General features: G+C 62.2%; 24 protein-coding genes. 7 read left to right on the top strand and 17 right to left on the bottom strand.

The annotated features are described in order from the left end of the window. The first annotated feature begins 4 nt into the window (after window positions 1-4). Entirely contained in the window at window positions 5-1,018 is a 1,014-nt protein-coding gene (locus AC6RA8_RS04530) for a hypothetical protein (RefSeq protein WP_500350934.1), read from the top strand. Here the strand turns inward: AC6RA8_RS04530 and AC6RA8_RS04525 are convergent. From AC6RA8_RS04525 to AC6RA8_RS04500, 6 genes are read right to left on the bottom strand one after another with little or no spacing between them, the layout of a single operon-like run. Further along, window positions 1,015-2,259: a molybdopterin-binding protein gene (locus AC6RA8_RS04525; protein ID WP_500350933.1), complete on the bottom strand. Its 1,245-nt coding sequence runs from the start codon at window positions 2,257-2,259 to the stop codon at window positions 1,015-1,017. The two genes, AC6RA8_RS04530 and AC6RA8_RS04525, sit on opposite strands and share 4 nt — an antisense overlap. Beyond that, window positions 2,246-3,139 carry a hypothetical protein gene (locus AC6RA8_RS04520; protein WP_500350932.1) on the bottom strand — a complete coding sequence of 298 codons (894 nt, stop codon included), beginning with the start codon at window positions 3,137-3,139 and terminating at the stop codon, window positions 2,246-2,248. Before AC6RA8_RS04520 ends, AC6RA8_RS04525 begins: the two co-directional genes overlap by 14 nt. Continuing rightward, entirely contained in the window at window positions 3,136-3,627 is a 492-nt protein-coding gene (gene mobB / locus AC6RA8_RS04515; RefSeq protein WP_500350931.1) for a molybdopterin-guanine dinucleotide biosynthesis protein B, read from the bottom strand. The genes AC6RA8_RS04520 and mobB overlap by 4 nt, the downstream gene beginning before the upstream one ends. Further along, a complete protein-coding gene (gene mobA / locus AC6RA8_RS04510; RefSeq protein WP_500350930.1) occupies window positions 3,624-4,226 on the bottom strand; it encodes a molybdenum cofactor guanylyltransferase MobA in 603 nt (200 codons plus the stop codon). Before mobA ends, mobB begins: the two co-directional genes overlap by 4 nt. Next, a complete protein-coding gene (locus AC6RA8_RS04505; protein WP_500350929.1) occupies window positions 4,223-4,756 on the bottom strand; it encodes a hypothetical protein in 534 nt (177 codons plus the stop codon). Before AC6RA8_RS04505 ends, mobA begins: the two co-directional genes overlap by 4 nt. Further along, window positions 4,753-5,640, bottom strand: coding sequence for a formate dehydrogenase accessory sulfurtransferase FdhD (locus tag AC6RA8_RS04500; RefSeq protein WP_500350928.1), 888 nt, complete (start codon window positions 5,638-5,640; stop codon window positions 4,753-4,755). Before AC6RA8_RS04500 ends, AC6RA8_RS04505 begins: the two co-directional genes overlap by 4 nt. Before the next feature lie 48 nt (window positions 5,641-5,688). Here AC6RA8_RS04500 and AC6RA8_RS04495 point away from each other — a divergent pair, with 48 nt between their 5' ends. Both AC6RA8_RS04495 and AC6RA8_RS04490 read left to right on the top strand, forming a co-directional pair. Beyond that, window positions 5,689-6,399, top strand: a complete 711-nt coding sequence (locus AC6RA8_RS04495) for an AzlC family ABC transporter permease (protein ID WP_500350927.1) — start codon at window positions 5,689-5,691, stop codon at window positions 6,397-6,399. Next, window positions 6,396-6,716 carry an AzlD domain-containing protein gene (locus tag AC6RA8_RS04490; protein WP_500350926.1) on the top strand — a complete coding sequence of 107 codons (321 nt, stop codon included), beginning with the start codon at window positions 6,396-6,398 and terminating at the stop codon, window positions 6,714-6,716. Before AC6RA8_RS04495 ends, AC6RA8_RS04490 begins: the two co-directional genes overlap by 4 nt. Before the next feature lie 51 nt (window positions 6,717-6,767). Here the strand turns inward: AC6RA8_RS04490 and AC6RA8_RS04485 are convergent, their stop codons facing one another. The 5 genes from AC6RA8_RS04485 to AC6RA8_RS04465 all read right to left on the bottom strand — a co-directional run bounded on the left by AC6RA8_RS04485 (window position 6,768) and on the right by AC6RA8_RS04465 (window position 10,852). Beyond that, a complete protein-coding gene (locus tag AC6RA8_RS04485; RefSeq protein WP_500350925.1) occupies window positions 6,768-7,373 on the bottom strand; it encodes a hypothetical protein in 606 nt (201 codons plus the stop codon). Window positions 7,374-7,412: 39 nt separating this feature from the next. Then, window positions 7,413-7,547 carry an aa3-type cytochrome c oxidase subunit IV gene (locus tag AC6RA8_RS04480; RefSeq protein ID WP_189369389.1) on the bottom strand — a complete coding sequence of 45 codons (135 nt, stop codon included), beginning with the start codon at window positions 7,545-7,547 and terminating at the stop codon, window positions 7,413-7,415. Window positions 7,548-7,628: 81 nt separating this feature from the next. After that, the gene (locus tag AC6RA8_RS04475; RefSeq protein ID WP_500350924.1) at window positions 7,629-8,087 is read right to left on the bottom strand and encodes a DUF6173 family protein; all 459 of its coding nucleotides are present in this window, start codon (window positions 8,085-8,087) and stop codon (window positions 7,629-7,631) included. Window positions 8,088-8,099: 12 nt separating this feature from the next. Then, on the bottom strand, window positions 8,100-9,146 hold the full coding sequence (locus AC6RA8_RS04470; protein ID WP_500350923.1) for an MBL fold metallo-hydrolase: 1,047 nt from the start codon (window positions 9,144-9,146) through the stop codon (window positions 8,100-8,102). Further along, the gene (locus tag AC6RA8_RS04465) at window positions 9,146-10,852 is read right to left on the bottom strand and encodes an acyl-CoA dehydrogenase (protein ID WP_500350922.1); all 1,707 of its coding nucleotides are present in this window, start codon (window positions 10,850-10,852) and stop codon (window positions 9,146-9,148) included. The genes AC6RA8_RS04470 and AC6RA8_RS04465 overlap by 1 nt, the downstream gene beginning before the upstream one ends. Window positions 10,853-10,986: 134 nt before the next feature. Here AC6RA8_RS04465 and AC6RA8_RS04460 point away from each other — a divergent pair, with 134 nt between their 5' ends. Beyond that, complete coding sequence (locus AC6RA8_RS04460) at window positions 10,987-11,922, top strand: L-threonylcarbamoyladenylate synthase (RefSeq protein WP_500350921.1); 936 nt, start codon at window positions 10,987-10,989, stop codon at window positions 11,920-11,922. On the opposite strand, the gene AC6RA8_RS04455 is transcribed toward AC6RA8_RS04460, so the two are convergent. After that, entirely contained in the window at window positions 11,919-12,491 is a 573-nt protein-coding gene (locus tag AC6RA8_RS04455; protein ID WP_500350920.1) for a YqgE/AlgH family protein, read from the bottom strand. The two genes, AC6RA8_RS04460 and AC6RA8_RS04455, sit on opposite strands and share 4 nt — an antisense overlap. A 156-nt stretch (window positions 12,492-12,647) precedes the next feature. On the opposite strand from AC6RA8_RS04455, the gene AC6RA8_RS04450 reads away from it, so the two are divergent. After that, on the top strand, window positions 12,648-13,460 hold the full coding sequence (locus tag AC6RA8_RS04450) for a protein-disulfide reductase DsbD domain-containing protein (protein ID WP_500350919.1): 813 nt from the start codon (window positions 12,648-12,650) through the stop codon (window positions 13,458-13,460). On the opposite strand, the gene AC6RA8_RS04445 is transcribed toward AC6RA8_RS04450, so the two are convergent. The 5 genes from AC6RA8_RS04445 to AC6RA8_RS04425 all read right to left on the bottom strand — a co-directional run bounded on the left by AC6RA8_RS04445 (window position 13,457) and on the right by AC6RA8_RS04425 (window position 20,554). Continuing rightward, window positions 13,457-17,071, bottom strand: a complete 3,615-nt coding sequence (locus AC6RA8_RS04445) for an efflux RND transporter permease subunit (protein WP_500350918.1) — start codon at window positions 17,069-17,071, stop codon at window positions 13,457-13,459. The two genes, AC6RA8_RS04450 and AC6RA8_RS04445, sit on opposite strands and share 4 nt — an antisense overlap. Then, the gene (locus AC6RA8_RS04440; RefSeq protein WP_500350917.1) at window positions 17,072-18,529 is read right to left on the bottom strand and encodes an efflux RND transporter periplasmic adaptor subunit; all 1,458 of its coding nucleotides are present in this window, start codon (window positions 18,527-18,529) and stop codon (window positions 17,072-17,074) included. 95 nt (window positions 18,530-18,624) lie between these two features. Beyond that, window positions 18,625-19,167, bottom strand: coding sequence for a molybdenum cofactor biosynthesis protein B (gene moaB, locus AC6RA8_RS04435; RefSeq protein ID WP_500350916.1), 543 nt, complete (start codon window positions 19,165-19,167; stop codon window positions 18,625-18,627). Then, the gene (locus AC6RA8_RS04430; protein ID WP_500350915.1) at window positions 19,164-19,784 is read right to left on the bottom strand and encodes a LysE family translocator; all 621 of its coding nucleotides are present in this window, start codon (window positions 19,782-19,784) and stop codon (window positions 19,164-19,166) included. Before AC6RA8_RS04430 ends, moaB begins: the two co-directional genes overlap by 4 nt. After that, window positions 19,781-20,554, bottom strand: a complete 774-nt coding sequence (locus AC6RA8_RS04425; RefSeq protein ID WP_500350914.1) for a uracil-DNA glycosylase — start codon at window positions 20,552-20,554, stop codon at window positions 19,781-19,783. Before AC6RA8_RS04425 ends, AC6RA8_RS04430 begins: the two co-directional genes overlap by 4 nt. A 129-nt stretch (window positions 20,555-20,683) precedes the next feature. On the opposite strand from AC6RA8_RS04425, the gene AC6RA8_RS04420 reads away from it, so the two are divergent. Both AC6RA8_RS04420 and AC6RA8_RS04415 read left to right on the top strand, forming a co-directional pair. Further along, window positions 20,684-21,628 (top strand): aspartate carbamoyltransferase catalytic subunit, encoded by a 945-nt coding sequence (locus AC6RA8_RS04420; protein ID WP_500350913.1) that lies wholly within the window; start codon window positions 20,684-20,686, stop codon window positions 21,626-21,628. After that, complete coding sequence (locus AC6RA8_RS04415) at window positions 21,625-22,167, top strand: hypothetical protein (protein WP_500350912.1); 543 nt, start codon at window positions 21,625-21,627, stop codon at window positions 22,165-22,167. The genes AC6RA8_RS04420 and AC6RA8_RS04415 overlap by 4 nt, the downstream gene beginning before the upstream one ends. The last annotated feature ends 13 nt before the right edge of the window (window positions 22,168-22,180 follow it).

The following is a 22,180-nucleotide window of genomic DNA, read 5'->3' as shown; positions in this document are numbered from 1 at the left end:
GGCCATGGCCGAAAAGCCCGAACCACAAGCGCGCCCGACTCCCCTGGGTATCTACGACAAACCCAGCGCGGAGGGAGTCACAGGGATCGAGATCGCTGCCCTTGTCTTGACCGCCATCTGGCTGGTCGGGGCGGCGGCCTATTTCCTGCTGGCTGGTGATGACCCCGCGGGGACGGGCGAAGGCTTGCGCTTTCTGATCACGATGCTTGCGGTGTTCATGCCCATCGCCATGATCTGGGTGGCCGCGACAGCGGCACGCTCCAGCAAGGTGATGCGCGAGGAAAGCCAGCGTTTGCAGACAGCCATCGATGCGATCCGGCAGGCCTACATCGCTCAGAACCAGGGGCGCAACGTCGCCGACGAGCCATCTGTGGCCCGCAAACTGGACGAGATTGCCGCCGCCACCCGCAAGACCGAAACGGCGCTCGCCACCTTCCAAAGCCGCCGAGAGCAGGCCCCGGCGCAACAGCCCACCGCGCAACCGCAACCCGCCGGTGGCGACCAACCCACCCTCGCACTCGGCACCAGCGCCGAAGACATCGCGCCACCGCTTGCGACCGAGGATTTCATCCGCGCTCTAAACTTCCCCGAAACGGCTGAAGACGAAGAAGGGTTCGCCGCGCTGCGCAAGGCCATGCGCGACCGCGAAACCTCGAAACTCGTGCAGGCCGCACAGGACATCCTGACCCTGCTCAGCCAGGACGGCATCTACATGGACGACCTGCGCCCTGACCGCGCCCGCCCCGAAGTTTGGCGCCAATTTGCCCAAGGGGCGCGCGGTCGTGCCGTTGCACCGCTCGGTGGTGTAAGGGATCGTTCATCTCTGGCGCTGTCCGCCGGTCGTATGAAACAGGACCCGATCTTCCGCGATGCCGCGCACCACTTCCTGCGCCGCTTTGACCAGACGGTGTCCACCTTTGCCGAGACGGCGACAGATGCCGAAATCTCGGCCCTCAGCGACACCCGCACGGCCCGCGCCTTCATGCTGCTCGGTCGCGTTGCAGGTACGTTCGACTAGGCGCCGAACCCCGCCCACGGGATAAAGCGCACGAGGTCGCCCTGCTCCACCGACATCGCCTCGTCCGGCAGCTCGACCAATCCCTCGGCCCAGCTGAGCCCACTGATCCGTCCCGACCCTTCCGAGGCAAAAACTTCGACCTGACCGTCGCGCATACGGGCGCGCAGGAACTCACGCCGTCCGGCCTTCTTGGTCTTTGCAAAACCCGCGGGGACCATGAAACCCTGCGGGCTTTTCCAATCCGCCCCGGCCAACACGGACAGGGCGGGCGCGCCGAACACAAGCGTGCAGACCATCGCAGCCACTGGGTTTCCCGGCAGTCCAAAGACGGGTTTGCCCTGCCACATCCCCAAAGCCAAAGGGCGTCCCGGCTTGATCGCCACGCGCCACAGCGCCATCGCGCCCGCCTCGTTCAACAAGGCCGACACGTGGTCCGCATCCCCCGCAGACGCACCACCACTGGTGAAGATGACATCCGCTTGCTCTGCGCCCTGATCAAGACGCGCGCGCAACGCCTCGCAATCATCAACCACATGACCCAGATCGACAGGCACATGCCCGAGACGTGCAATCAGACCCCGCAACATGGGCCGGTTCGCATCATAGATCTGACCCGGTCCGGCGTCAGCGCCCGGTTGAACCAACTCGTCCCCGGTGGACAGGATACCAACCCGCAGCGCGCGACGAACGGACCCCTCGGCCACACCCACGGCAGACAGCAAAGCAAGGTCCGCAGGCGTCAGCCTGCGCCCGGCCTGTGCGATCACATCGCCGGCCTTGACATCCTCGCCCGCCTTGCGGGTGTTGGCCCCCTGCTTGATGGGGCCGGTGAAGTGGATGGCACCGTCTTCGACCGTCACATCCTCTTGCAGAATGACCGTATCTACGCCCGGAGGGAGCGCGGCGCCGGTGAGGATACGAATGGCTGTCCCCGCGGGGACACTTGCGTCGGGGGTGGCACCGGCAGGCATATGTTGGGCGACAAGCGGGATGTGGTGGTCCCCCTCTCCACGTCCGTTAAGGAACCCGTAACCATCTACTGCCGTGTTTGGCAGCGGCGGATGAGCGCGCGGGGCAGTGATGTCAATGGCGAGGATGCGATCAAGCGCGTCTGCAACGGGCAGAACCTCTTCCCCCACAACACAGGACAAGCGGGTGCGCAGGTCAGCCAAAGCCTCGTCCACCGGGGTCCAGTGGACGCCGGGCGGCAAGGCGAAACAGTCGTTCTTAAGCGGCGGCATCTGTGTCCTCGGCATATGAAACGAGTTCTGTATTGTGGCCTGCACCGAGGATCCACGCCTCTTCACGCGCCACGTCCGGCAAATCAACCATCCAAGTCTGCAATGTGGCCGCTGGCAGGCGCGACAGAGCTGTTGCCAGCAGGCGCACCTGCACGGCATCGCGGATATCGTCCATTTGCGTGGCCTTGACCGCCGGTTCAATGAGACCAGGCCAGATTTCTGCCAACACGACCGACGCCTCGGTCCAGTCTTCGAAGGGCCACACCGCGACTCCAGCGCGGGCGCGCAGGCGGTTGAGCGTGGGCAGGCCCATCAGGATTTGACCGCCAACCGTGGGCGGGAACGCCAGTTGGAAGCAGCTGGAGGCGGCCTTGGCCGCCAAGTCACAGGTTCGGCGCTCGGGTACCATGTCATAGGCGATACCGGCCTTACGATAGGGGACACCCGGCCAATCGCGGTCGTTTGGCTTGCCCCAGAATGGGCCGGGACCGTCGAAAAAGGTATTCAACTCTTCAGCAACAGCGTAGCGGTTGTTTGTGCCATCGGGTGCATCGGCGATGCGGGCACTGATCCAGTCCCAGAGCACAAAAGGATCATCCTGACCCGTTATATGGCGGGCAAAGCCGCGCGGGTACCCGAAGGGAAAGTCGAACGACAGAAGCATCCGGCGTCCCGCCATGGTTTCGTCGTCAATGATCTGGTTGATCCGCGTTTCAGCATCTTGCCGGGACCGGCAGTAGATAGGCGTGTCAGCGACGCCGTTGCGGGCAAGGCCAAGCCAGATGGAATCTTTGCTGGGTCGCGCGGGGCGCCTTTTGCCTGCGGACCAGTCAGCGACAAGTATGGTGTCGAACACCGCGCCTGTGTCGCCGACACTCAAAGGCCGACCTCGGACAGGATGAAGTCGGCAATGGACTTGGTGTCGTTCAAGTCAAAGACCGGGCGATCCATGGTCAGGGCCGTATCGCTGGCGACGGCTCGAATGGTGGGATCGTCGGGGGCAATGAGCGGGTTGCCCGTCTCGGCCCTGTGCGCCTCGACCTTGGGGTGGGCATCGCGCTTGTAGCCTTCGACCAGAACCAGATCGACCGGGCTGAGCCGGGTCAGGAGCTGGTCGAGCGTCGGTTCGTCCTGATCCCGCAACTCCTGCATCAAGGCGACCCGGTTGCGGGAGGACAGCAGCACCTCGGACGCGCCAGCAACCCTGTGGCGGTGGCTGTCCTTGCCCGGATGGTCCACGTCGAAGGTATGGTGTGCGTGCTTGACCGTCGAGACAGTGTGGCCGCGCCCTGTGATCTCGGTCACCAGACGTTCCATCAGGCCGGTCTTGCCCGCGTTCTTCCAGCCGACGACGCCGTAGATTTTCATGCCATGTCCTTTGCGCGCACGAGGTCTTCGGGCGTGTTCACGTTGAAGAATGCCGCCTCGTCCGGGAAAAGGGCGATACGGCCGTCATGTTTGTCGGTCCACAGGACCACCTTGCGCAACCCGTCCTGAAGGGCTGCGCGCAGGTCATCGCGCAAGGCGACGGGCCAGAGGCCGAAGGTGGGGTGCCGCGCCTGCCCCCGCTTGGGATCCGGGGTGGCAGCAAGGGCCAGAGGGTGCTGCATCCCTTCGGAGGCCAGCTGCAGGCGCGGGACGAGATCACAGGGAAAGAACGGTGTATCTGCGGCGGCGGTCACGATGGTGTCCGCCCCCTGCTCTGCCGCCCAATCGAGACCTGCGAGGACGCCCGCGAGGGGGCCTGCGAAACCCTCGATGCTGTCGGGGACCACCGGCAGGTTCAGGTCGGCAAAGCGGGCCGGATCGCCGTTTGCGTTCAGCGCGAGACCTGCCACTTGAGGACTGAGCCGGTCGATCACGTGGTCGATCAGGCGCTTGTCACCTGCCTTCAACAGCCCCTTGTCGCCCCCGCCCATACGCGTGGCCAACCCGCCCGCGAGAATTACGCCGAGGGGTGGGGTCATTTGTGCTGTGTCCATAGGTTTGTGATCTGTGTGCTGGCCTCATCCGGATGGTCGCCCAACCCAGCAGGAGGGATGAGGAACCCCACAAGGCCACACATGATCACCAGTCCCTTGTCCGAGGTCTTGACGTCGGTCACCCCTGCCCAACTGGTCTGCCAGTTCTGGCACCATGTTGTGAGATGGAGGCCAGAGTTGTCGAAAGTGTAGCTGACAGGAGAGCCCGGGCGCATCAGGTCCATTTGTGATTGGCGCGCCTGTTTGTTGACCCGGCGCGCCCAGACATAACAGGCCACAACGCACCCGATGCCAAGACCGATGGGCAGGATAGCAAAAGCGGTTTCGCCCAACCCGGCGTGGAACGAGACCGCGAAACCGGTGAGCATGCCGACAATCATCGCGATGGCCGACAGCGATATGGACGCTGCTTTGCTGAGCCGTTGCATGGCAGCAGGGGCTGGCATCATTCGGTCAACCATGTCGCGGGCCGTGGCGTCATCGACCGTGTAGTTCAGGGTGAGAGTCTCAGTCACGCGGCCCCCTTGCGACCTGCGCCCTTGGGCTCATCCCTGACGCTGGCCGGGTCGGTGTCGCGGATCAGGCGTTCTTCTCCGCTTAGGCAGACAAAGCGCTGTCCCCGCATCCGTCCGATCAGTGTCAGACCCACTTCGCGCGCGATCTCTACCCCCCAGGCTGTGAAGCCCGAGCGGGAGGCAAGAACGGGGATGCCCATGAGCGCTGTCTTGATCACCATTTCAGAGGTGAGGCGACCGGTGGTGTAGAGGATTTTGTCCGCCGGATCGGCGCGGGTTTGCAGCATCCAACCCGCTACCTTGTCGACCGCGTTATGACGGCCCACGTCTTCCATGTAGACCAATGGCTGGTCCTGATGACACAGCACGGTGCCATGGATCGCGCCCGCTTCGAGGTAGAGCGAGGGGGTACGGTTGATCGCGGCGCTGAGGGCATAGAGCCATGACGTGCGGACCTGCGCCTGTGGCAGCGTGACGTCCTCAAGCCCCTCCATCATGTCGCCAAACACGGTGCCCACAGCGCAGCCACTGGTGCGTGTCTTTTTCTTCAGCTTGTCTTCGTGGTTGGTGGGGTTTTCGGTGCGGACAACAACCGTCTCCAGTTCCTCGTCATAGTCCACTCGCGTCACTGTGTCTGCATCGGTCAGCATCCGCTGGTTGCGCAAGAAGCCAAGCGCCAGGTAATCGGGGTAGTCGCCGATGGTCATGGCGGTGACAATTTCCTGCCCGTTCAGATAGATGGTCAGGGGCCGCTCCTCGACCACCGAGATTTCGGTTTCGGCCCCGGTGTGGTCAAACCCGGTCACGGCGCGCGTCAGACGGGGTGCCGATGGATCGGGCGCAATCAGGTATCCGCTTTGATCGCTGTCACGTGCCAATTGCATCCCCCCTTGGTTGTTCGTAAGTCTTGGCGAATAGTCTAAGGCCCCCTCATGCCCATCACCACCACCAAATCCGCTTTTTGGGCGGGTGTGCGCGACGGCGCACCGTTTATCTTCGTGGCTGGCCCCTTTGCCATGCTGTTCGGCGTGCTCGCGACCGAGGCCGGGCTGAACGTGTTCGAAGTGATGACCTTTTCGCTGGTGGTCATCGCGGGGGCGGCGCAGTTCACAGCGTTGCAGGTGATGGAGAATGAGGCGCCCACGATTGTCGTGATCCTGTCAGCGCTGGCCGTGAACCTGCGCGTGGCAATGTATTCGGCGGCCCTGACCCCCTATCTGGGCCGTGCCCCGCTGTGGCAGCGCGTGTTTGCCGCCTATCTGCTGGTCGATCAAAGCTATGCCCTGAGCCACGCGAAATTCGAAGCCGTCCCGGAGCTGACCATACCGCAACGCATGGCCTACTATTTCGGCACCTGTCTGCTGGTCATGATCTTCTGGTTCGGGATGAGCTATCTCGGTGCGGCCCTGGGCACGCAGCTGCCCGCGGACCTGCCCCTCGATTTCGCCCTGCCGATCGCGTTCTTATCCATGGTTGCGCCCATGGTGCGCACCTTGCCCCATCTGATTGCCGCGACGGTGGCCGTGATCGTCGGGCTGCTGGCGGTGTCTGTCCCCTACTCGCTTGGCCTGATCATTGCCGGGGCGGCAGGGATGATGGCGGGCGCGCAGGCCGAGCTTTGGCTGAAAGGGCGCACACCATGACAGATAGCGCGACCTTGTGGACTGTGATCATCAGCCTTGGTGTAGGCAGCTTCCTGCTGCGCTTTACCTTCTTGGGTTTTGTCGGCGATCGTCCCCTACCCGCGTGGCTGCTGCGCCACCTACGCTATACAGCGGTGGCGATCCTGCCTGCATTGGTCGCACCGTTGGTCGTCTATTCCGGTGAAGGGGGCAGCACGGACATCACCCGCGTCGGGGCCGCAATTGCGACGCTTGCGGTGGGGATGTGGACGCGGAACGTGTTTGCCGCCATCGGTGCCGGAGCCGCAACACTGTTCCTGTTGGTCTATGTGCTCTGACGGGACGGTGGGCGGGGCGACTTTGACCCAGTCAAAGAGCGTCCGACCCCGTCATTCGGCAATGACAAGATTCTCGATGCCGTCGACAATCGTGCCTTCGTCGTCTTCGTAATACTTCTCTTCCACCACGCCCACGCGCGCCGCCATCTGCTCCATTAGGTTGGTTGGAAAGAAGGTGGTGCGGATGTCCTGGAAACCCGGCACCTGGCGCAGGAGCGTCGTGTTTGCATTGGTGCAGAACGCACGGGCCACCGCCCCGTTCTGCTGGGCCAGCCGCAGCGCAGTCTCGGCCTGTTCGGGCGTCACTTCCACGGTCTGACTGACAACGTGATAGGTGCTGCGCGCATGTGCGCTCTTGTATCCGGCAAGAACGGCAGGCGACACGCCATAGAGCACGTCCTCTTGCTCCGGCACGCGGTCATTCACGAAAGACCCCGCAGGGTCAAAGATTACGCGCTGGCTGCCGTTGATCATCAGAGCCGAATGCCCGCCCGACCCGTCGCGGTTGCTGACCATGGTCAGTACCGTAATGGTGGCCGGTCCTGGTTCGCGATAGGCGACGGAGGCCACACGTTCATTTGACGCGTAAGACACAGTGGGGGGCGGTGCACATCCTGCAAGCGTGCCACACACCGCGAGGGCTGCAATCAAACGCATACCCGTACTCCCCACTCAATCGTCAAACTGCAAAAGTCTTTATGAAATGAAGATCGCCATACCGATCAGCAAGACGAGGATCACGATCACCGACCATGTGACCCACGACATGAACCCTTCAAAGGTTTTCTCCTGGACCTCAATATCCATCTCGCCCGCTTTATGCTCTGCCATATCCGGTTCCCTTGTCCAAATAGCTGCGCTGCGCTTTAGCGCATCCAAAGTGCCGTGTCACTGCGTCTTTGCGGCACGGTTCTATTCCTCTTCGAGGTCTTGAGCCAACCGAAAACCGATCCGGCGCGGTTCGGCCTGCTCCACTGCCTTGGGCAGCGCCCGCAGCATGACATTCAGCTGGCTCACGTGCTGTATCTGCTGCGTTTTCGCCCCCGACGGGTCCGACCCGTAAAAGGTCACCACATCCGGCGGGAAATACCCCATTCCCTCGATTCGCAGGACGCCCGCATCACCGCCGGTGAAGCCCATGGCCACTTCATGCTCATTATCAAGGCTTTCCTCGAAATTCTTCAGATACATGATAATGCGCTCATAGGCCCATTGGGCCGGGCTTTTCTGCTCTGCCGGTGTATTGCTGACGCCCTTGGGCACTGGCTGGTCTGCCGCGTTGCGCGCGGCGGGGTCGCAATGCACTTCGTGCGCACGCGGCAATGCTTCGGCCTCCACCGCCTCGGCTGCCGTTTTGATCTCTTCAGTCATGACCTGCTCCTGTCACTCGGCGCGCTGGTACACCCACGCGCCATCCTCCCGTCGGGTGCGGTTCGCCCGCCCGTCCTGGTAAAGGTGCGACAGATGCGCGACAGCTTCAACCAGTGCCAGGCCGTATTCGCCCTCACCGATTGTGCGCTTGAAGAGCGGAGCGAAGCATTCAGAGGCCGCCTTGGGCGTGTCGATATAGTCCAGCAGCCGAGCTAGCGCGCCGTGATGGTTGTCGATCAGCTGCCGCATCCGCGTGGGCAACCCGGTAAAGGGCAGCTTGTGGCCGCCCAGAACCAAATGATCGTCGCGCGCAAGCAATTTGAGCCGTTCGCACGCCTCAAGCCAGTCACCAATCGGGTCCGCCATGGGTTCCGTCGCGTAGACACCGATATTGGGGCTGATCGACGGCAGGATCTGGTCGCCGGATAGGACAAGGTTGTCGTCTCTGCTCCAGAACGTGGCATGTTCCGGTGCATGCCCATTGCCAATGTGGATGTCCCATGTGCGGCCACCCATGGTGATTGTGTCGCCCTGCTTGATCCGCGTGTAACCCAGCGGCATGGGCGCCACGATGTCCCCGAAGTTGAACGGGCGTTCACCCGCGCGTTGATCGAAGATCGCCTTGTCCATGCCTGCGCTGCGATAGAAGTCGAGCGATTCCTGCGTGGGTTTTTCCTGCACATCCAACGTCAGCATGCGCGCAAACAACCACGCGGTCCGCGTGGTGATGAGTTCCGCCCCGAAATCGGATTGCAGCCATCCCGCCAACCCAACGTGGTCGGGGTGGTGGTGGGTGACGATCACGCGCGCAATGGGCTTGCCGCCCAACGGGCCGTCCATCAGCGATTGCCAGATGCCCTTGGTCTTTTTCGACGCAAATCCCGTATCGATCACCGTCCAGCTGTCGCCATCGTCCAGGGCGTAGACATTCACGTGGTCCAGCTTCATCGGCAGAGGCAACCGCATCCAAAGCACGCCTGGGGCGACCTCGATGGCTGTTCCGTGCTCTGGCGGTTCCGCCCACGGGTATCTCAGTCCGGTGGGCGGGAGATCTTTCATCAGGCGGCGAACTCTTCTGGCGTCAGTGCATAGACGTCGTAGTCGCCCGCCTGTGCCTGTGCAAGCAGGCTGTCATGTTCAGGCAGCAACCGCTGAATGTAGAAGCGGGCCACTTTCTCGTGCGCGCCGCCCTGATCGTTGAGAGCAGATTGCAGATGGATGTGTCCACCCAGCACGCGGGCAAAGGCCCGCAGGTAGGGCACGGCCCCGGCAAAACGGACGCGGTGGTTCTGCGCAATCATCCATTCAGTGGTTTCGCGCAGGGATTCGCTGGCTTGCCAGACCGCCTCGGCCATCTTGGGGAACGTGGCGCGGGCCGCTTCGGCAGCCGCTTCGATCTCGTCAAAGATGCGGGCCGCCGCCTCGCCTCCGTCCATCATCTTGCGCGCCACAAGGTCCATGGCCTGAATGCCGTTGGTGCCTTCATAGATTGTCGTCACACGCACATCGCGGGCGTATTGGGCGGCACCGGTTTCCTCGACAAAGCCCATGCCACCATGGACCTGAATGCCCATCCCGGCCACTTCGTTGCCGATATCGGTGCCAAAGGCCTTGGCGATGGGGGTCAGCAGGGCCGCGCGGGATTTCCAGGTGTCGTCATTGGTCGCCGTGGTCATGTCGATGGCCTTGGCGCACAGCAGCGCGATACCGCGCGCGGCATATGTTTCAGCGCGCATGGTCATCAGCATGCGGCGCACATCTGCGTGGTCGATGATGGTGCCGGTGTCGCCTTCGGTTTTGCCCTGCTTGCGATCCAGCGCGTAGCTGAGTGCGTGCTGGTAGGCCCCTTCGGCCGCGCCAACGCCCTGCCCGCCAACGCCAAGCCGCGCGTTGTTCATCATGGTGAACATCGCCGCCATGCCGCCGCCTTCGGGGCCGACCATCCAGCCCTTGGCACCATCGTATTGCATCACGCAGGTGGGCGAGCCATGCAGGCCCATCTTGTGTTCGAGGCTAACCACCTTGAGCGTATTCGCGACGCCGGGATTGCCGTTTTCGTCCGGGATATTGCGCGGCACGAGGAAAAGCGAAATGCCCTTTGTTCCTGCTGGCGCGCCCGGCAGGCGGGCCAGCACCAGATGGCAGACATTTTCGGTGAAGTCGTTATCACCCCAGGAGATGTAGATTTTCTGGCCCGAGACGCTGTACGTACCGTCGCCATTATCTTCGGCCTTGGACGACAAGGCGCCCACGTCCGATCCGGCCTGCGGCTCGGTCAGGTTCATGGTGCCCGTCCACTCACCCGAAATCAGCTTAGGCAGGTACAGGTCTTTGATCTCATCCGAGGCGTGATGTTCGAGCGCTTCGATTTGGCCTTGTGTCATCAGGGGGGCGAGTTGCAGCGACAGGCAGGCGGCCGACATCATCTCGTTCACGGCAGTCGTCACCGTCATCGGCAACCCCATGCCGCCATATTCAGGGTCCGCAGCGATACCGACCCAGCCACCTTCTGCGATGGCCTTGTACCCGTCGGCATAGCCGGGCGAGGTCCTGACAACGCCGTTTTCCAGCTTTGCAGGGTGCAGGTCACCGGCGCGCTGCAGGGGCGCGATCACATCTTCGCAAAGCTTACCCGCTTCGGTGAGGATGGCAGTTGTGACATCGGACGTCGCATCGGCAAAACGGTCGGTGGCAGCAACCTGATCCAACCCGACGACATGATCGAAAAGGAAGGTATAGTCGTCCACGGGGGCGCGATATGGCATGTGTCAGCTCCGGTATCAAAGTCTTGGCAAGCGCAACATCGGCGCTTAAAGGGGCGTGTTTGTAAACATAGATGCGTTTCTGATGGGCGTACCGCAACTCAAACGCGGCGTCACGACAGAGCGGACAAGGCGGAATGACCAATACCGAGACAATCCTGTTGCCCGCGGATGCGGGCGGGATCGCCGAAGCTGCGCGGCTACTGGCGACGGGCGGATTGGTGTCATTTCCAACCGAGACGGTCTATGGCTTGGGCGCGGATGCCCGAAACAGCCAGGCGGTCGCGCGCATCTTTGATGCAAAGGGACGCCCGCGCTTCAATCCTCTGATCGTGCATGTGCCTGATCTGGACATGGCACGCCGATATGCAGACATCACCGGCCCCCTCGCCGATCTTGCCCAAAGCTTCTGGCCCGGGCCGCTGACACTGGTTGCACCGCTTGTGCAGGGGCATGGACTGTCACCGCTGGTCACGGCAGGGCTGGATACAATCGCTCTGCGGGCGCCAGCGCATCCGGCGGCACAGGACGTGCTGCGCGTCTTTGACGGACCTGTCGCAGCCCCATCGGCCAACCCATCCGGGCGCATCAGCCCAACAACGGCAGTGCACGTCATGGAAGGTCTGGGCGGTCGCATCGATGCCATTGTTGATGCGGGCCCCTGCACGGTGGGTCTTGAGTCGACAATCGTTGGGGGCGATCCGCTCGCCCTTTTGCGCCCCGGCGGGCTGGCGCAGGAAGACATCGAGCGCGTTGTCGGCCCTCTTGCGCAGGCAGGAGACGCGATTACAGCGCCAGGACAACTGGCATCACATTACGCCCCCGGTGCGACGGTCCGCCTGAATGCCAATGCCGCCTACCCAGGTGAGGTGCTGCTCGGGTTCGGTCCAATGGCGTCGGACCTAAACCTGTCCCTGTCGGGCGATCTGACCGAGGCGGCTGCAAACCTGTTTGACCACCTGCACGCATTGGATGCCCTTGGAAGACCCATTGCGGTGGCCCCTATTCCAGAATGTGGTCTGGGGCGGGCCATCAATGATCGTTTGCGGCGTGCGGCGGCCCCAAGGCCTTAGGCCCGGCCAGCATCGGCTGATAATCCCAAGGGATCGATGCCTAACGCGTTCAGCGCCTTCATCCATTTTGATGTGTTGCCCGTGCCAAACACCAGTTGCGGAGTGGCTGGAACCGTCAACCAACCGTTCTGCGCAATCTCACCCTCGAGCTGACCAGGGCCCCATCCGGCATAGCCAAGCATGACCAACGCACGTTCCGGACCATCACCGATGGCAATATCCTCAAGCACATCTTGCGTCGCCGTCATGCCAAATGCGGTGCCAACCTTGAGTGTTTGAAGGCGCGATGTGTAGTCAGGGCCGTGCAGAACAAATCCGCGAGAGGTTTCAACAGGCCCCCCGAAGTGCACCGGTTTGTGTCGTTCATACGACGTGCACGCAATCTCGATCTGGTCCAGTAATTCGCCTAACGACATGTCGGTTGCAGGCTTGTTGACAATCAGCCCCATCGCACCCTCATCGGAATGCGCACAGACAAACACGACCGAGCGGTCAAAGCGTGGGTCACCCATACCCGGCATAGCGACCAGGAGTTGACCTGTCAGATCGAGTTGCGAGGCGCCCGTCATTGCCTGTTCCGTTGTTTCTGGTGGCAGAATGCCGCCGGTCCGCGCCCGGAGCAACCGAAAGACGTGCCACAGGCAAGCCACCGCGCACCAGATCGTTACAGGAAGTTGACCGGGACGTGACTTGGCTTTGATCGCCACCCGTTGCATCTAGAAACCATGAAACAGAGCGCCCTGCCCCTTGCCGCCTTTCTGGCCGCCGTGACCGCTGTGCCAACGCTGGCTCAGGGTCGGTATGACAATATCGTTCAAACCGAAGTGCTGCAGGGGTGGGATTTGCCCGATGGCCGTCGCTTGGCGGCTGTGCGTCTGGTTCTGGCCCCGGGTTGGAAAACCTATTGGCGCGCACCGGGCGACGCGGGTATTCCACCGCATTTCGACTGGTCGCGTGCCCGCAACATCAGCGCCGTTGGTCTGAACTGGCCCACCCCGGATGTGCATGTCCAGAATGGGATGCGATCCATCGGCTATACCGAGCAGGTGGTGATCCCCATGCACATCACCCCCGCAAAGCCGGGCAAGCCCATACGCTTGCGCACGAAACTGTCCATGGGTGTCTGTTCGGATGTCTGCATTCCCCACGAGGTGTCGATTGATGCCTTGCTGGACAGCCCGGACCTGAGCCCGACCCCGGCTATTGTCGCGGCACTGGCCGACATGCCCTATTCCGCGGACGAGGCCGAAGTGCAATCGGCCACCTGCCGCTTGCGCCCGACCGAGCATGGCATGAAGATCGAGGCACGTATCAACCTGCCACATACCGGTGGCACCGAGGTCGCGGTGATTGAACCGGGCGTGCCCGATGTATGGGTGAGCGAAGCGGCCACCACCCGCAGCGGCAATACCATCGTTGCGGTCAGCGAGATGATGCACACCGAGGGCGGCGCATTTGCCATCGACCGTTCAAACGTGCGCATCACCATTCTGGGCGGAAGTTATGCCGTGGATGTGCGCGGCTGCACGGCCGGCTAGACCGCACGGCGGCGCATGACCTGGAAGGTCAGCGCCGCGAGCGCATAGGCCACGAGCCCCAACAACAGGACCCCAGCGGCAAACAGGGCAAACGCCATCAACACTGCGTCGCCGTTTTCTAGCTGCGGCAGCATGTCCGTCAGTAAACGCGGCAATGCACCCGTTGCGAACGCATAGCCCATCGTCGCACCGAACCACCCCAAGACAGCCGCCCAAAGCGCCATAAATCCCCAGCGCACCGACGCCTTGGGTGATCCCAGCCCACGCCGCATCGCCTGCACCTGTCGTGCAACGTCGTGTTGCACCGCGACCAGCGCTGGCACGACCAGCAGCACAAGAACCATGCCGAAACCAAGCCCGTAGACCAGCGTGACCACTGTTGGCTTCAGAAATTGCGCCTGTTGCGATGTTTCATAGAGCAGCGGCGTCATCCCCAGCACCGTTGTCAGCGTTGTCAGCATGACCGGGCGCAACCGATCCGCTGCCCCATCAATGATCGACGGGAACAGGCCCCGATCCTTGGCGTAGTCATCGATGGTCGTGACCAGTACGATGCTGTCATTGATGATGATACCCGTCATGCCCAGCAGTCCCACGACTGTGAACATGCTGAGCGGTATGTCCCACACGCTGTGGCCATAGATCGTACCGACAAGGCCGAAGGGAATGATCGCCATCACGACAACTGGCCGTGTCCAGCTTGCAAAGACCCAAGCCAGCACAAGGTAGATGCCCGTCAGGCAGAGGATCAGCCCCGTCAGGCTGTCACTGAGAAACTCGTCTTCCTGTTCGCTGAGCCCGGCCTTGCGGAAATCCACCTGACGTTCGGCGGCGATGTTGGGCAGAATCTCTTCCTCGAGGACGCGGTCGATCTCGGACGCACGCGCGGGGTCATCTTCCGAGATGTCGCCCGTGACAGAGATGAGGCGGATGCCGTTTTCGCGTCGGACCGTCGAGAATCCGGTGCGCCGTTCGACGCTGACTATGTCCGCCAGCGGGACATAGCCGCCATCCGGCGTGCGCATCTGCGTGCGGTCAAGGAAATCGGCGGTCAACTCGTTCTCTGGCAGCTCGACGCGAATCTCGGCGCTGCGGGGACCGTCGGGGAAAGTTGCGGCCTCGATCCCGTTCAGCCGGTCGCGCAGGGCGCTGCCCAGCGTGTCGATGGTAAAGCCCAGCGCCTGCCCCTGGGCGGTGAGGTCGAGGATCAACTCTTCCTTGTCGTAGGCAAGATTGTCTTCGACCGCGCTGACCTCGGGGTACTGCAACAAGGCGCGTTTGAGGTCTTCGGACGCAGCCTTGAGCGTGTCGGTGTTGTTGCCGAAGAACTGCACATCCAGCGCGTCGCCGCCGGGTCCCGATCTCCAACCTCGGAAACTGACGGTTTCGGCCAGAGGGTGATGCACGACTGCATCCTGCAAATCGGCCACGAATGCGAAGGAGGTGTAGGGGCGCAAGTCGGCGTCGATCAATTCGATCGAGATTCCGCCCAACAGATCAGTGTCCTTGGATTCCGTGCCAGACAGCCCTCGGCCTGCATTCCCGCCGATCTCGGCAATGACATAGTCGATGGGATTGCGGCCATAACGCTCTTCATATTCGGCGCCCAGCGCCTCGGTTGCGCGCTGCATTTCCTGCATCATGGCCAGGGTGTCGTCGCGGGTCGCACTTTCGAGCATGGCAAAGTTGCCGGTCACGGACCCGCGTTCAGGCGCGTTGAAGAACCGCCATTGCACGTCACCTTGGATGAACAGCGCCACTTGGCTGGCCAGCACGACGCAGACACCCGCCAGCACGACATAGCGGGCGGCAATCACACCGGCCATCATGGGGCGGAACAGCTTTTCACGCATCCACTCAAACCCGTGGTTGACGATGACCGACGGTGTGTCCAGCCCCTTCGCCCCCATGCCTGCAACCCAATCCAGCTTGAGGCGGCGCGGGGACAGCAGGAACACGGCGGCCAGCACCGTCGGACCGGCCAACATGTAGGGCCATGCATCCCGCGCCGTTGCGATGCTGCCAGACCAGATCACATATCCCACAGCACCCGAGACCACTGCTGACAGGACAGCAACGCTCAGCACCGCCACAGCCAGCTTGACCCTGCTGAAGCGCGGTTTGTCAGAAGCCGCCAGTGCGTGCCCCATGTGATGCGGCAGGATCAGGAAGCATTCGACCAGCGAGGCCAGCAATACCGCAATCACTGTCAGGGGAATGTCGCGGATCAGATCACCAAAACGCCCCCCCACAGCAACCAAACCGAAAAAGGCGATCACGGTCGTCAGCGTTGCGGCAAAGACCGGCATCGCCATGCGACGCGCTGCATTTTCTGCAGCCTCGAGCGGCTGCTCACCCAACGTTCGGTGACGGTGGTCGGCATGTTCGCCCACCACAATGGCGTCGTCTACGACAATGCCAAGCGTGATGATCAACCCAAAGAGCGACACCATGTTGAGCGTCAGCCCCCCAAGGAACATCAGGGCAATGGCCGCGAACAGGGCTGCCGGAATACCTGCCGCCACCCAAAACGCTGTGCGCGCATTCAAGAAAAGAAACAGCAGGCAGATCACGAGACCAAGGCCAACAATCGCATTGTCCACGAGGATATTGAGGCGGGCCGAAATGGCCTCGGCCCGGGTGCGGATCAGGTCAACGGTCACGGACGGCGGCAGCGTGGACTGCAACTCAGCTGCCACCTTTTCCACCTGCGCCTGCATGGAAATGGCGTCGCCATTGTTGGTGCGGTCCACGCGGATCGACACGGCGGGGTTGGTGCCTACAAAGTAGCTGCGGTTGCGCGCCGCACCCAGTTGCGTAACGGTTGCAACGTCACGCACGCGCAGCTTGGACCCATCGGGATTTGACCGCAGAACGACGCCCGCAATCTCTTCTGGTGTGCGCTTTTGCGTGCCGGTGCGCACACGGGCATTGGCGCCAGACACATCACCCGCAGGGTCGGTATCCACCTCGGCATTGATGGCCTGGGCGATTTCGGCCATCGTGACTTCGTTCGCAATCAGCGACAGCGACGGCACCTCGACCAGTACCTGCGGCGCGGCAACGCCGCGGATTGTGGTGCGCGTGATGCCTTCGGCAAAGAGACGCACGATGAACTCATCGGCAAAGAGACCCAATTGCTGCGGATTTACAGGTCCGGTGATCACAACATCAGTCACACGGTCCCGCCACGCACCACGGCGCACCGTTGGCTCATCAGCCTCTTCCGGTAAGGTGGTGACGCCATCGACAGCCGTTTGCACATCGTCCGCCGCGCGGCCCATATCCCAGTTCGGCTCGAACTCAAGTGTGACCGTGGCCGACCCTTCCCGCGACCGGGACTCGGTGCTTTCAACACCTTCGACTGCCAGCAGGACCGGTTCAAGAACCTGAACGATGCCAGCATCGACGTCTTCGGCCCCTGCCCCGTCCCAAGTCACGCTCACCGTGACATTGTCGACAATCACATCAGGAAAGAATTGCGCCCGCATGTTGGGCATGGCGGTGATACCTGCCACCAGCATCACAAGCAGCAGCAGATTGGCAACGGTGCGGTGGCGAACAAAGTAGCTGAGGATCCCCCCCGCTGCCTTTGGGATGTCGCGCACCATCTACCCGCCCATCCGGCTTTCGAGCCGTGCGACCATTTGGGCAGGCACAAGCGCTTCGTTCAGGCTGGCCAATGCGCGTTCCTTGGCTGCTGCAGGCATACGGTCGTTCGCCTCTACAAAAGCAACAAGCCGGGCGCGGCGTTCATCGGTCAGCTCCAGCATCTCGGGCTCAACCTGTGCCTCGGCCTGATCACCGCGCAGGGGCCGCACGGAAATGCCGGCACCCAGCAGGGGCGAGCGGGCTTCGACCACATCACGGCCCACAATATCCGCGCTGCGCACCAGGACATCATCGCCCTGACGGCGCAACAACTGTACCTCGACAGATTCCAGCCGACTGTCCTCGCCCAACACCAAGACGGTGTTTGCCGCGTCAATGGCGGAAGCGGGCAGGCGCACCACCTCATCCAGCGGCGGTTCAGACACCACCACCGTCACAAAGTCACCGGTTTTGAAGCCAACCGCGCTATCAAGACGGGCAAAAACCAAGCGACCGGTTTGCATGTCGCCGCCACCTGCACTGGCACGGCTGATGGTTCCCGTGGCCGTCAGATCAATACCGACAACATTCAATGTCGCCGTCACGGGTGCTGGCATCACGCTGCCAGTATCCCCGAGAAGACGGATGTATTGCGCGGTTGAGACACGAAAAGCCACCTCAAGCGCGTTTGGATCAATGAGCACCGCCAGTTTTTCGTTGCTGGAGACAAGACGACCCGCAACAAGGTCGGTTTCGTTCAGCGTCCCATCAAATGGGGCTGTGACCGTCGTATCGTCCACCGTGCGTTGTGCTTCGTCCAAGGCGATACGTGCACGGGCCAGTCGTGTGCGGCCTTGATCAATCCGTGCTTCGGTCGAGGTGACAACCTGCCTGCGGGCCAGCACCGCCTGCCGGGCGGAGGATGCGGCCAGTTCGGCCTCTTCCACGGCGGCGGCAGTTCCCACGCCCCGCTCGGCCAGGTCAACCTGTCGCTGGAAGGCACGTTCGCGGAGATCGGCCTGATCCTGAGCTGCCCGTTCTTCGTCACGGGCCAGCACAAGGGCGCGATCAGCGTCGCGCAGTTCAGCCTCGGCATCCATCAGGTCCGCGTCGGCACGGGCCAATTCGGCTTCGGCATTTGCAGGGTCGATACGCACGAGGATCTGGTCTTGTTCGACCTCTCCACCGTCTTCGAAACCGTCTGCCAGTTCGATCACACGACCCGACGCCGCTGCCCGCAACTCAAGTGTGCGGCGGCTTTGCACCTCTCCGAACGCTTCAAGCACTGGGGTTTCCGTCGTTGCCTCGGCTCGGACAACACCCACGGCAAAAACCCGTTCACGCGCCGGTGGCGTTCTGGCATCACGCGCCAGACGTTCCTGCACAGCGCCGCTCACGATGGAGCCCGCGTAAGCGAGCAACCCCAGAGTGAGGGCAGCAAGCACCAATCCAATCAGGCTTTGCCTCAAAAATCTCATTCTTTCACGCCGTTAACCGTCCCCAACGGGATATTAGCACAATTTAGTTGGCCCCGGAAAATGTCCAAGCAACAAAGCTGTTACGTATGAGATAGTTATTTCCGTCGCTGATGTTCGTCGAGGCGCGGTAAAATTTCCACGAAGTTGCAGGGGCGGTGCCGATAATCGAGCTGGCGGCCCAGGATTTCGTCCCACGCATCCTTGCAGGCACCCGGGCTTCCGGGCAGCGCGAACAGGTAGGTTCCGTTGCAAACGCCGCCCGTTGCGCGGCTTTGTACGGCGGATGTCCCGATCTTTTGCATCGACACGATGGTGAAGACGGTGCCGAACGCATCGATCTCTTTTTCATACACATCGCGATGCGCCTCGACCGTCACGTCGCGGCCCGTGAGGCCCGTGCCACCCGTCGACAACACAACATCAATCTCCGGGTCATTGCACCACGCGCGCAATTGATCCGCGATCTCGGCGCGTTCATCTGGCAATATCTTGCGGTCGGCGAGTGTATGACCTGCATCCGTCAGCCGACCGACAAGCACATCGCCAGATCGGTCCTCCGTCATGCTGCGCGTATCGCTGACCGTCAGCACAGCAATGCGGATCGGGATGAAGTCGAGACTGTCGTCAATACGGCTCATGGGCGGGCTCCGGCAAGGGCAACGCGGGCGGCAAGGGCACCAAAGACACCCGCCGTGATCCAACGCAGCACACGTTCGATGATGGGGTTACGCGCCAACGCACGGCCCAATCCACCTGCGGTGAGGCCAACGCCGGATTTCACAGCGAAACCCAGAACCGCAATGGTCCCGCCATAGATCAGGAATTGCGGCAAGATGGCCCGCGCCGGGTCCACGAATTGTGGGATGAAGGCAAGGATGAAGAGGATCACCGACGGGTTCGACAGGTTCACAACCAGCCCATCGCGAAAGGCACGTGACGGCCGCACGGGCCGGGTATTTTCGCCGACCAGCGGGGACATCAGGGTCTTGATCGCAAGATAGAGCAGATAGGCCACACCAACCCAACGCACGACGCCAAACACCCACGGAGCGGCAGCGACAAGCGCGCCAAGTCCCAACCCCGCAAGACCGGCGTTGATGAATGCCCCCGTCGCAATCCCGGCCGAGGCCGCAACGGCGGGCCCTTTCCCGCCCCGCAAACCCTGCGCCATGGCAAACAGCATGTCAGGTCCAGGCGTCAGAACCAGCGCAAAGGCGGCAGGCATGAAGGTCAGGTAGATGATGGGATCGATCATGTATTGTCTCGCAGATGCGCCTGCAGGCTGAGCAAATCAGCCCACGCCTCGCGCTTGGCCGCCGGATTGCGCAACAGATAGGCCGGGTGGAACATAGGCAGCGTTGGCTTGCCACGCGCCTCGGTCCAGTTGCCGCGCAGGCGGGTGATGCCGCGCTTGCCCAGAAGCGCCTGACAGGAATGGTTGCCCACAACCACCAGCACATCGGGGTTCGCCAACTCAATATGCCGATGCAAGAAGGGCTGCATCATCGCCACCTCTTCGGGCTTTGGATCGCGGTTCTGCGGTGGACGCCACGGCAGGACATTGGTGATGTAGACACTCTCGTCTCGGCTCAGATTGATTGCGGCAAGCATTTTGTCCAGCAACTGACCAGCCCGCCCGACAAAGGGTTTGCCCTGCATGTCTTCATCCCGCCCCGGCGCCTCACCCACGATCATCACGCGGGCACCAGGCACACCATCGGAGAACACAAGGTTGCGGGCGCCGCGTTTCAATTCGCAATGATCATACGCGGCAAGGCCCGCACGGAGCCCCTCCAGATCCGTGGCCGCCAACGCCACCTGCTGCGCAACCACAACCGGATCGACCGTGTTTTGCTGAACCGGTGCGGCGGGCGTTTGCGCCCCTTTTGCAGCCTTCGCAACCTTCGGCGCGGTTGCGGGCACCTCATAGCGGTTGACCGGCGCATCCGCGATGCACTCGTCTGCGCCCAGCTCAATCTGCCAGGCGAGGGCCGCAAGGGCGCTATGGTATTCCGCCGATTCCATGGCGCGATCCTACGCGCGCCGCACACGAACCGGAATGCCTATTCCGTGTTCCACAAATATGCCCACCCAAGCGCTTGCCGCGCCGCATAGCGGGCGCATATAAGCGCGGGGACACGCCAAGGGACCGCCATGACCTTCACCCACCGCCACCTTCTGGGGATCGAACATCTGCGCCCCGAAGAAATCGTCACCCTTCTTGATCTTTCCGAAGAATATGTGGACCTCAACCGCGCGGCCCAAAAGCACAGCGATGCGCTGACCGGTCTGACGCAGATCAACATGTTCTTTGAAAACTCCACCCGCACGCAGGCCAGTTTCGAGCTGGCGGGCAAACGGCTGGGCGCGGACGTGATGAACATGGCGATGCAGGCCTCTTCCATCTCGAAGGGCGAGACACTGATCGACACCGCAATGACGCTGAACGCCATGCACCCCGACCTGCTGGTGGTGCGGCACCCCCATTCGGGTGCGGTAGACTTGCTGGCGCAAAAGGTGAATTGCGCAGTTTTGAACGCGGGCGACGGGCGGCACGAACACCCGACCCAGGCGCTGCTCGACGCGCTGACAATCCGCCGGGCCAAGGGACGGCTGCACCGGCTGAACATCGCGATCTGTGGTGACATTGCCCACAGCCGCGTTGCCCGGTCGAACATCATGCTGCTGGGCAAGATGGAAAACCGCATTCGCCTGATCGGCCCACCCACGCTGATGCCCGCAGGCATCGCCGAGTTTGGGGTCGAGGTCTATGACGACATGGCCAAAGGGCTGGAAGATGTGGATGTGGTCATGATGCTGCGCCTGCAACGCGAACGCATGGATGGTGGGTTCATTCCGTCCGAGCGGGAATACTATCATCGCTTCGGCCTTGATGCGGAAACGCTGAAACATGCCAACCCCGACGCTATCGTCATGCATCCCGGCCCAATGAACCGCGGGGTCGAGATTGACGGGACGCTGGCCGACGACATCAACCGGTCAGTTATTCAGGATCAGGTAGAAATGGGTGTCGCGGTGCGCATGGCCGCCATGGACCTTCTGGCCCGCAACCTGCGCACTGTTCAGGGTGCCGCATGAGCGCAGAGATGCGCGTTCCGCCCAATGAACGTGGGGGGATCCGCGTCTTTGCGCTGTCCATGACGGAGGAGGAGGCGCGGGCACTCAAGGACGATCCGGAGGCGATTGATGCGGCACTTGGTGCGTCGGTTGACGCCCAGCATGTCGAAGTGTTCCCTGTCTCCGACCTCGAAGGGATTGGTCTTGTTGGTTATCTGGCTGAGGGTAACGCCGTGCCTATGGGGCAGTTGAACCCCGACCGGGCAAAACTCGACAAGCTGGGCGGCTGGGTGTTGATCGTGTTTTCACTTGCGTTCGAGGATCAGGCAATGGTGTTGAAGCCTGCCCCCACGCTGACGCTGATCGGCACGTATGGCGAGGTACGGACGGATTGGCGCGCGACCGAAACGGTCGAGGCGGACAGCGCCAAACCCTACTCAGCCCCGCCCGAATCGGTGAAGAAAAAGCCATCCGACGCTGCCATGTCGGGCAGGATCGCCATGATTGCCTTGCTGGTTCTTGGTCTTCTGACCTGGGTGATGATCCGGATCGGCGGCTAGCTTGGGCGCCGAC

This window comes from Tateyamaria sp., assembly GCF_059783535.1.
This window is presented reverse-complemented; position numbering and strand designations above follow the sequence as displayed.